At 39.9% G+C, this 9,526-nt stretch carries 7 protein-coding genes; 4 read left to right on the top strand and 3 right to left on the bottom strand.

The genetic code is table 11. From position 1 onward, the window contains the following. Nucleotides 1–404 precede the first annotated feature (404 nt). Complete coding sequence (locus MWU82_RS23540; protein ID WP_215949120.1) at nt 405–1,589, top strand: M20 family metallopeptidase; 1,185 nt, start codon at nt 405–407, stop codon at nt 1,587–1,589. 8 nt (nt 1,590–1,597) lie between these two features. On the opposite strand, the gene MWU82_RS23535 is transcribed toward MWU82_RS23540, so the two are convergent. Genes MWU82_RS23535 through MWU82_RS23525 form a run of 3 tightly spaced genes read right to left on the bottom strand, consistent with a single transcriptional unit; the run spans nt 1,598 to nt 5,614 of the window. Beyond that, nucleotides 1,598–2,842 carry a sodium:proton antiporter gene (locus MWU82_RS23535; protein ID WP_111624979.1) on the bottom strand — a complete coding sequence of 415 codons (1,245 nt, stop codon included), beginning with the start codon at nt 2,840–2,842 and terminating at the stop codon, nt 1,598–1,600. Nucleotides 2,843–2,901: 59 nt separating this feature from the next. After that, nucleotides 2,902–4,251: an ATP-binding protein gene (locus MWU82_RS23530; RefSeq protein ID WP_247098160.1), complete on the bottom strand. Its 1,350-nt coding sequence runs from the start codon at nt 4,249–4,251 to the stop codon at nt 2,902–2,904. Beyond that, entirely contained in the window at nt 4,244–5,614 is a 1,371-nt protein-coding gene (locus tag MWU82_RS23525; protein WP_247098159.1) for a sigma-54 dependent transcriptional regulator, read from the bottom strand. The genes MWU82_RS23530 and MWU82_RS23525 overlap by 8 nt, the downstream gene beginning before the upstream one ends. Before the next feature lie 386 nt (nt 5,615–6,000). Here MWU82_RS23525 and MWU82_RS23520 point away from each other — a divergent pair, with 386 nt between their 5' ends. The 3 genes from MWU82_RS23520 (at nt 6,001) to MWU82_RS23510 (ending at nt 9,364) form a co-directional block, all read left to right on the top strand. Further along, a complete protein-coding gene (locus MWU82_RS23520; protein WP_247098158.1) occupies nt 6,001–7,347 on the top strand; it encodes a TolC family protein in 1,347 nt (448 codons plus the stop codon). Between the two features lies 1 nt (nt 7,348). Then, entirely contained in the window at nt 7,349–8,599 is a 1,251-nt protein-coding gene (locus tag MWU82_RS23515; RefSeq protein ID WP_215949116.1) for an efflux RND transporter periplasmic adaptor subunit, read from the top strand. Between the two features lie 69 nt (nt 8,600–8,668). Further along, nucleotides 8,669–9,364, top strand: a complete 696-nt coding sequence (locus MWU82_RS23510; protein WP_111624975.1) for an ABC transporter ATP-binding protein — start codon at nt 8,669–8,671, stop codon at nt 9,362–9,364. Nucleotides 9,365–9,526 lie beyond the last annotated feature (162 nt).

Genomic DNA, 9,526 nt, shown 5'->3' with positions numbered 1-9,526 from the left:
GTGGACCAATCCACGACCGAGTGGATTGGGGCGGAAGGGGTGATTTTGAGGATCAATTGGTGTTCAGAACAGGATCCCTTCCGACTTTTGTCCCTAAAAAAGGTCCAAAAGCCACCTTCCCTTGCCAAGGGAAGGAGCAAATGTTATTGCTATATTAAGGAAATACATGAGAATTATAGGATTGAAAAAAAATAGAGGGTTCCTTCCCCTAGCATGGGAAGGTGGACCAACCCACGACCGAGTGGATTGGGACGGAAGGGGTGATTTAGGAAAGATAAATTTGTGCTAGGAGCTGGATCCCTTCCGACTTTTGTCCCTAAAAAGGGTCCAAAAGCCACCTTCCCTTGCCAAGGGAAGGAGCAAAAGTTATATTTTGGTTTAATACTAGTTATACAGGAAGTTAAATGAATACAATCAACAAAATAAAACAACTGGCAAAAACTTATTCCTCAGAGTTTGTAGGTGTCAGGAGGTATCTGCACCAGCACCCGGAACTGTCTTTTAAGGAACATAAGACCTGCGCCTATATACGGCAGCAACTTATTGCTATTGGAATCGACACTATTGAATCTGTAGCAGAAACTGGATTATTAGCTACTATTCAAGGAACCGATAAAGGCAAAACCATTCTGTTGAGGGCGGATATGGATGCCCTTCCCATTCATGAAGAAAATACAGTGGAATACGCTTCCCAAAATAAAGGGGTTATGCATGCCTGTGGACATGATGTGCATATGACTTCCCTTTTGTTGACCGCTAAAATATTATTTGAGCTTAGAAATGAATTTTCAGGAACTGTAAAATTATTATTTCAACCAGGTGAGGAACTAATGCCCGGCGGGGCTACACTTGTAATGAAAGAGGCTACCTATAAATCCATAGGCCCCATACCCCATTTGGGTCAACATGTAATGCCAAATCTTCCTGCCGGGAAAGTAGGTTTTAGATCTGGATTATTTATGGCCAGTATGGATGAGATTTATATTACCATCATTGGAAAGGGCGGTCATGCAGCAGTACCGGAAGAATGCATAGATCCAATTCTCATTGCTTCGCATGTTATTGTGGCGGCCCAGCAAGTGGTGAGCAGAATGGCATCGCCCAAAACTCCCAGCGTACTATCCTTTGGGCGTATTATTGGGGATGGAGCCAATAACGTTATTCCGGATAAGGTAACTATTGAGGGTACTTTTAGGACTTATGATGAAGTCTGGAGGACGGAAGCTATAGAAAAACTAACCAAACTGATAAAGTCCATTGCCGAGGGAATGGGAGCGGACTGTATAGTGGATATTCCAAGGGGATATCCCCATCTTAAAAATGACGTAGTCCTGACCAATTCCATGAAACAGGGTGCCATATCGTACCTTGGAGAAGATAAGGTGGTTGACCTGGATTTATGGATGGCTGCCGAAGATTTTGCTTACTACACCCAAAAAAATCAGGCCTGTTTTTACTTATTGGGAGTTGGGAATATAGAAAAGGGAATTAGCTCCGGCTTGCATACCCCAACCTTCAACATAGATGAATCGGCTTTGGAAACAGGAGGAGGGTTAATGGCCTGGTTGGCTTTGGAATCTCTCGCTTAGAAGATATTTTAGTTTGGAAGGGATAACCTTTTTACCAGTTTTTCTACCGTTAAACCCTGCACTAGGATAGAAAAGACGACAACCACATAGGTAATGACCAAGAAAAGATCCCGATGCATATCGGCAGTAAGTCCCAATGCCAAGGCAATGGAAATACCACCTCTTAATCCGCCCCAGGTCATGATTATATTGGTGTTGGGGACAAAATCCAGCTTTTTCTTAAAGAAGTTGATGGGCAATAATAGGGATAGGTATCTGCAAGCCAATACCACTGGAATGGCAATTAGACCAGCAACAAAATAATTGAGTTCAATGGTAAGGACCAAAATTTCCATCCCTATAAGAACAAACAATATGGTATTTAAAAGAATGTCCAACAATTCCCAAAATTTATCCACATAAGTCTCTGTGGTCTCGGACATTGCTGCGTTTCTTACTTTGTCGTTACCTACAATGAGTCCAGCAGTTACCATGGCCAAAGGTGCCGAAAGATGTAGTTGATGTGCAATGACAGTTCCCGTCATTACTGCGGCCAAGGTGATAATAACTTCTATATCGTAGTCATCTATAGATTTCATGAGTCTAAAGGTGATCCATCCTAATAGCAGGCCCAAAACAAGTCCCCCAATTACTTCTTGACCAAACAATTTTAGAATTTCGCTCGCACCGGTTTCGCTACTTCCAAAGGAAGCAATCTGAAAAATGGTTAAGAAAACAACTACGCCAACCCCATCGTTGAACAGGGATTCCCCTACAATTTTGGTTTCCAATTTTTTAGGTACCCCTGCCTTTTTTAAGATGCCAAGAACAGCAATGGGATCGGTCGGGGATATAAGGGCCCCAAAAAGTAGGCAATACACATAGTCTATAGGTAAACCAACGACCTGTAAAATATAGTACATGGCCGTTCCTACCAAGAATGTGGAAACCAATACCCCTAGGGTAGCAAAGGCAAAGACGGGCCATCGCTGTACTTTTAGCTGTTCAAAATTGGTGTGCAATGCTCCGGCAAATAAGAGAAAGCTCAACATTACATCCATTAATACGGTTCTAAAATCAATATGGGTTATGATATATTTTTCAGCATTTAACAGAGTGTCATCAAACCCACTTATGGCAAAAACGACTAGTGTAAATACAATGGTAATCAGCATTAGCCCAATAGAATTGGGCAACTTTAAAAACCGAACATTGATATATCCAAAAACGGCAGAAAGAAAAATCAATACAGAGGCAATAGTGAAATAGTCCATAGGAAGGTGGGTTTGTTACAAAAATAGGGGTTGTGAATTGTTTAATAGTACCGGTGGACTTAAAATAACAGTGTAAAGGTGGTATTCCTGTCGGGTATTGAGTTCACTTTTAAATTGCCGCCGTGCATCCGTAATATTTGTTTTGAAAGACTTAGTCCTACCCCTGTTCCCGTATTTTTGGTAGTGAAAAAAGGCACAAAGATTTCGTTGATCAATTCATGGGGTATCCCTGGGCCATTATCCTCCACTTCAATATATTTTTCTCCTGCATTGTTTAGTCCTGCAATTAATTTAATAGTACTGTTCTCTTGATTTGAGAGTGACTGTAACGCATTCTTGCACAAATTGATCAATACTTGGGTAATTTGTTTTTCATCAATAAAAAGCTCCAAGTCTTGGGTCCGTATTTGCAATTCGATGGAAGTATTTGAAAACCCCTGGTTCTGTCCTACGAGTAACTTTACCTTTTCCAATAAATTTTGCGCCAATACAATTTTTTTATCCGGTACAGGAACGTTTAAGAGGCTTCTGTAAGATTCTACAAAACTCAATAAATTGGAGCCTTGATCCTTAATCACTTCCAACCCCTTGATAGTATTGTCCAAGCGTTTTTGGTATTCAATGCCATTCTCAAGATTTATATCCCCCTTTTCGTAATATTTTAAAATGGAATCGGAAATGGATGTTATCGGGGTAATGGAATTCATGATTTCATGCGTCAAGACCCTAATTAATTTGGTCCAGGATTCGGTTTCCTTTTCGTCCAATTCCTGATGGATATCCTGGATGACCACCAATAATAATTCTTGTCCATCCAAATTGAAGGATGAGGATTTTATCGCCAAATCAATTTTTTCGCGTTCATTGGTCAATTGAAACATGCGACGTTCAAAAGGCTTCAATTCACTAAAGACACGATAGAGATTTTCATCAATTTGGGATAGTTGTTTAATATGGTTAAGTGGCGTATAATTTAGCATATGCTCCAATCTGGGATTGGCAAAAAGGATATGTCCTTTGTTGTTGATCGCTAAAATGCCAATATCGGCTTGTTTTAAGATCTCTTGATAAAATCGTTCTTGGGTCTGATTTTTTAAATGAATTTTTTGAATCATTTCATTTAGCATATTCAAGCTATGATTAAGCTCTTCAAGAGATTTAAGTGTCAATTTTTCGGGAAATCTAAGGGTGAAATCCTCATTCTTTATAGCATCGAAGAAATAGGCTATTTTTCTGTTGGTCTCATTTACATATTTTATTAAATAAGAGGCCTGAAGTACCAGTGCAATTAAGGTTAGAACACTAAAAACATAGTTTTCCCGGACCAATAGAAAGGCGAGCATTAAGGATGTGGCGGTAATAAAGACTACTCGGCCTATGGTTTGGAAATAGAAGTTTTTACTAACCATTGGTATCCTGTTTTTTAATTTTATTGTAGAGCGTTTGCCGGGATATCCCCAATTGTGCCGCCGCTGCACTATAGTTGCCATCATGGCTTTGCAAGGCGTTTGCAATCATAATTTGTTCCATTTCCTCCAAGGTTTTAGGTCCTGTGGGCATTAGTTGGGATGGTTTCGCATTCAATATAAAATCGGTAGGTTTCAGAATATTTCCTTCACAAAGGATTACCGCCCTTTCCAAAGTGTGCTGTAGTTCCCTCACATTTCCTGGCCATGAGTATTGCATCAATTTTTCTTCAGCAATATCGTTTATTCGGAGTCCATGTTTTGCATACTTGGCGCTATATTTTTTCAGATAAAAATCAGCGAGGATCAAAATGTCATCCCCCCTGTCCCGTAGTGCTGGAACCTGAATATGTATGGTATTTATTCGATATAAAAGATCCTCTCTAAAGAGACCATCGGTTACCATTTGTTCCAGATTGCCATTGGTGGCACAGACCAATCTAATATCTACCGGAATGGGCTTGTTGGATCCCACGCGTACTATGACCTTATTCTGAATGGCGGATAGTAGTTTAGCCTGCATTTGTAGGGAAAGGTTGCCTATCTCATCCAAAAACAAGGTGCCTCCATTGGCCGCTTCAAATTTTCCGGTCCTGTCCTCCTTGGCATCCGTAAACGATCCTTTAAGGTGGCCAAATAGCTCACTTTCGAATAGATTTTCTGATATAGAACCCATATCGACCGGGATGAAAACTTCATTTTGTCTAGGAGACATTCGGTGCAGTTGTCGGGCAATTAGTTCTTTGCCAGTACCGTTTTCACCGGTAATCAAAACATTCACATCGGTCCTGGCCACTTTATTGGTAAGGTTCAAAACGGCGGTTAGTGCCTTCGAATTCCCAATAATATAATTTTTGTCCTGATTAATTACCTGCTTTAAATTACTTTCCTTTTGTTTTAATTTACTGATTTCTTTCTGGGATTTGCGAAGCATATAAGCCGCTTTTACGGTTGCCAAGAACTTATCGTTGTTCCAAGGTTTGAGAATAAAATCGGATGCTCCCTCTTTAAGCGCCTGTACCGCTAGTTCTACCGCCCCATAGGCGGTCATCATGATAACTGCGGTAAGAGGTGCCTTTTTCTTAATTTCCTTTAACCAAAATAACCCTTCATTTCCCGTATTTACCCCAGCAGAAAAATTCATATCCAAGAGGACTACGTCAATCGAGCTTAAGTCGGGAAAGGAAGACAATTGATTGGGATTGGAAAGGGTAGTGATGCTGGTATATTCAAATTGCAACAGAATTTCCAAGGCACTCAAAACACTTTTGTTGTCGTCTATAACTAATATTTTTCCCTCGACCATAATATTGTTAATAAGGTAATTTTTCTTTTGTTCATCAGCTTTTATAAACTCCTCTTTTTTTACTTAAAAAAAAGTGGGGCGGATCTAGATTTGTTGCTCGTGCTGAAGTTTAACGAAGAATCCACTTCACTTCCTTTTATGATCCCAGCAGACAATTAATCCCTATATCAAAACTACAATATGTCTTTATAACTACATAAATAGTGTCCAAATATTGGACAATTGTTGTATAACTATTTTACAATGGAATAGATTGTATTTGCTAAATATACGGTAACTTATTGTTAATCAATAATGTAGATATTTGGCATGGACTTGGAATAGGGTACTTTGCCGATTCTTGTTATAGTGGTCGGATTGGTGATTTTTTTAACCTTGTTTGTATTATGAATTTTATAGAAGGAAAATTACTTCTTTTGTTTTTGTTTATCAGTGTTATCTCCAGTGGTCAGGAGAAGTGGACCTTGGAGAATTGCATTTCCTATGCCTTGGAACATAATCTTACGCTGCTAGACTATCAATATCTGGAAGATTCTGGTAAAGAGAATTATAACCAGGCAATAAGGGACATGCTTCCAAGGGTTAATGGTTTTGGCGATTATAATATTAGATATGGTAGATCTACAGATCCAAATACCAATGATATAATTGATACGGAATTTTTTTCCAATGGCTATTCCTTGAACGCTTCCATTGATCTTTTTCGAGGTTTTCAAAAAGTCCACACTATTAAAGCAAGAAAGCTTTTATTTAAGGCTTCACAGGAAACGTCGCAACAGCAGCGATTTTTATTGGCCCTTAGGATTATGACGGCCTATCATGACATTCAGTTTTATGAGGGTCTTGTGGCAATTTCAAAGGAGCAATTGACCATCTCTGAAGACAATTTTAAACTGGCCAATAAACAAATTGAAATAGGATTGAAGGCCAAGGCCGATCTGCATGAAGCAGAATCCGTATTGTATACGGATCAATTGAACGTTACCCAGAATGAAAATTTACTTCAGGCCGCAAAGCTTGCCCTGATACAGGAAATGAATTTGGAAAATGCCCATACCCTGCAAATAAACCCTATTGTACCCAATACAATGGCCGATAACAAGCTGTCAACAGATAGTATTTACGGCTTAGCAAAGGATTTCGTTCCCCTACTTAAGGCTCAAAGGTATAGAACAGAGGCTGTTAGAAAGCAATTGAGTGTTGCCAGGGGAGAGCTCTATCCATCACTTTCTTTTGCTACTGGCTATGGCACCGGATATTATGAAACCACTAGGGACACTTTGGGCGTTACAATTCCATTTAAAAATCAAATTCAGGACAATGCCTCCAGATATGTGGGATTTTCACTTAATGTTCCCATTTTTAATGCCTGGTCTACGCGTTCTGCCATCAAGCAACAGAAAATTGCTTTGAAAAGGGAAGAAAATAATCTGGAAATACAGGAGCAGGAAATTTTTAAGGCCATACAACAACTTGTTCAAGAGAATAAGGCTTTAAATGTTGAGCTTATTCAGAGTGAAAAGCAAATTATGGCCCAAGAGCAGGCTTTTGGAGTGGCACAAAAAAAATATGAAAAGGGCTTGTTTACGATAATGGAACTTAATCTTGCAAAATCCATGTACGCCACTTCACAAAATAAAAATCTACAGGTAAAACTACTGCTTCAAATTAACCGGAATACATTGGCTTTTTACCAAGGCTTACCTGTTTTTAATATTAATAGCACCAATTGAAATGGATATACAATTAGAAAAGAAGAAAGGATTAAGGCCAAAACACTACGGGTATATTGCCCTTGGGGTCTTGCTGCTATTTGTGGGCTGGAAAATGATAATGGGTAATACCGGCCATACTTTTAGAACTGAAAAGGATAAATTGTCCATAGCAGAGGTGGTACAGGGAAAATTTGATGATTATATCACCATCAACGGTACGGTGGCCCCTATTGCTACCATATACATGGATGCCTACGAAGGGGGGCGTGTGACCGAAAAACTGATAGAGGAAGGGGCTATGGTACAAAAAGGGGATATCATCCTAAAACTGGAGAATATTGGCCTGTATGAGCAAATATTGAACAGTGAAAGCAATTTGGCACTAAAGCAGAACGACCTAAGGTCTACCAAAATAACATTCGATTCCAGGCAGGTGGAGGGTAGAAAATCTTTGGCCAACGCACAGTACGAGCTAACAAAATTGAAACGAAATTTTGAACAGAACCAGGCCTTATATGATGACGAATTAATTTCGAAGGAGGAGTATTTAACTTCAAAAGAGAATTTTGAGCTTTCCCAAAAGCAACATGACATAGTTAAACTACAGACCGAACATGACGATGAAATGCGAAGCACCTCCTTGGCGGGATTGGATACGGACCTGGAACGTATGCGCAAGACACTTACTATGGTTTACGAACGTCTGGATCATTTAAATGTACGGGCACCGGCAGATGGGCAATTGGGTTTTTTGGATGCAGAAATAGGACAAAGTATTGGTCAAGGCGAGCGTATAGGTCAGATTAATGTCCTAACAGATTATAAGATCGAGGCCGATATAGACGAACATTATATAGACCGTGTGAAACGTGATTTAAATGCAACTTTTGAGCGGAATGGAACTGAACATTCCCTGCGGTTGAGAAAGGTATATCCTGAAGTTCGAAATGGCAAGTTCAAGATAGATTTGGTCTTTACAGGTGAAAAACCACAAAACATCCGTGCAGGACAAAGTTATAATATAAAATTACAGTTGGGCGAGTCCAGTGATGCACTCTTGCTGCCCAAGGGAAGCTTTTTCCAAAGTACAGGCGGACAGTGGATCTTTGTGGTTAACCCAGATGGTAATCGGGCATTAAAGCGGAATATAAGAATAGGAAAGCAAAACTCCAGATATTATGAAGTGTTGGAAGGATTGGAGAATGGTGAAAAAGTAATTACCTCCAACTATGATAGTTTTGGAGAGGCCGATAATATAGTGTTGAAATAAATTGAAGTAACAAATGTCCAAAACTGGCACTAATACAACAGAGGGTGTCCTTAAATAAATCTATTACTAATGATAAAGATCCAAAATTTAAAAAAGAGTTTCAGAACCGAGGAGGTAGAGACTTTGGCATTGAACAATGTGAACATCAAGGTTCAGGAGGGCGAGTTTGTGGCCATAATGGGACCCTCTGGTTGTGGTAAATCTACCTTGTTGAACATTATTGGTATGTTGGACAATCCTACTTCAGGGAGTTATCAATTTGCTGGCCATGAAGTGGGACATTTAAAGGAAAGCCAACGTACCCAACTGCGAAAAGGCAATTTGGGCTTTGTCTTCCAGAGTTTTAATTTGATAGATGAACTTACTGTTTATGAAAATGTGGAATTGCCGTTGATCTATCTTAAGATGAACAAAAATGAGCGTAAACAAAAGGTAATGGCGGTATTGGAACGAATGAAGATAGCACATCGTGAAAAGCATTTTCCACAACAACTTTCCGGAGGGCAGCAACAACGTGTGGCTATTTCAAGGGCTGTGGTTACCAATCCAAAATTAATTTTGGCGGATGAGCCTACGGGGAATTTGGATTCCAAAAATGGGATCGAAGTGATGAACCTATTAACAGAGTTGAATCAGGAAGGAACCACCATTGTTATGGTTACCCACTCGGACCGGGATTCGCACTATGCACATAGAGTGGTAAACCTATTTGATGGTCAGATTGCCACCGAAAGCCATAATAGGGCAATGGGAGCAATGCGTTAGGGAGACCTGCAAGGTGTAGTCCGCCTTTTGCGGACCTCCTTGTAGGTCTTGCCTAGGATTTGAAAGTGGAACCAATAAGGTTCGGGGATCCGCATGGTAATGAAAACCTATAGGGTTTTGGAGACCTTGCAGGTTCATGAAGGGAGGAGTGTTTGTAGTCCG

It is taken from the genome of Arenibacter sp. S6351L (assembly GCF_023016025.1).
In the GTDB taxonomy this organism is placed as follows: domain Bacteria; phylum Bacteroidota; class Bacteroidia; order Flavobacteriales; family Flavobacteriaceae; genus Arenibacter; species Arenibacter algicola_B.
The sequence above is the reverse complement of the archived record's forward strand: the minus strand, read 5'-3'. Positions and strand labels throughout refer to the sequence as shown.

What these genes read in the sequence shown, in the direction of transcription:
- MWU82_RS23525 (WP_247098159.1), bottom strand. Translation starts at nt 5,614, where the DNA reads ATGGTCGAGGGAAAAATATTAGTTATAGACGACAACAAAAGTGTTTTG.
- MWU82_RS23530 (WP_247098160.1), bottom strand. Translation starts at nt 4,251, where the DNA reads ATGGTTAGTAAAAACTTCTATTTCCAAACCATAGGCCGAGTAGTCTTT.
- MWU82_RS23515 (WP_215949116.1), top strand. Translation starts at nt 7,349, where the DNA reads ATGGATATACAATTAGAAAAGAAGAAAGGATTAAGGCCAAAACACTAC.
- MWU82_RS23520 (WP_247098158.1), top strand. Translation starts at nt 6,001, where the DNA reads ATGAATTTTATAGAAGGAAAATTACTTCTTTTGTTTTTGTTTATCAGT.
- MWU82_RS23510 (WP_111624975.1), top strand. Translation starts at nt 8,669, where the DNA reads ATGATAAAGATCCAAAATTTAAAAAAGAGTTTCAGAACCGAGGAGGTA.
- MWU82_RS23540 (WP_215949120.1), top strand. Translation starts at nt 405, where the DNA reads ATGAATACAATCAACAAAATAAAACAACTGGCAAAAACTTATTCCTCA.
- MWU82_RS23535 (WP_111624979.1), bottom strand. Translation starts at nt 2,842, where the DNA reads ATGGACTATTTCACTATTGCCTCTGTATTGATTTTTCTTTCTGCCGTT.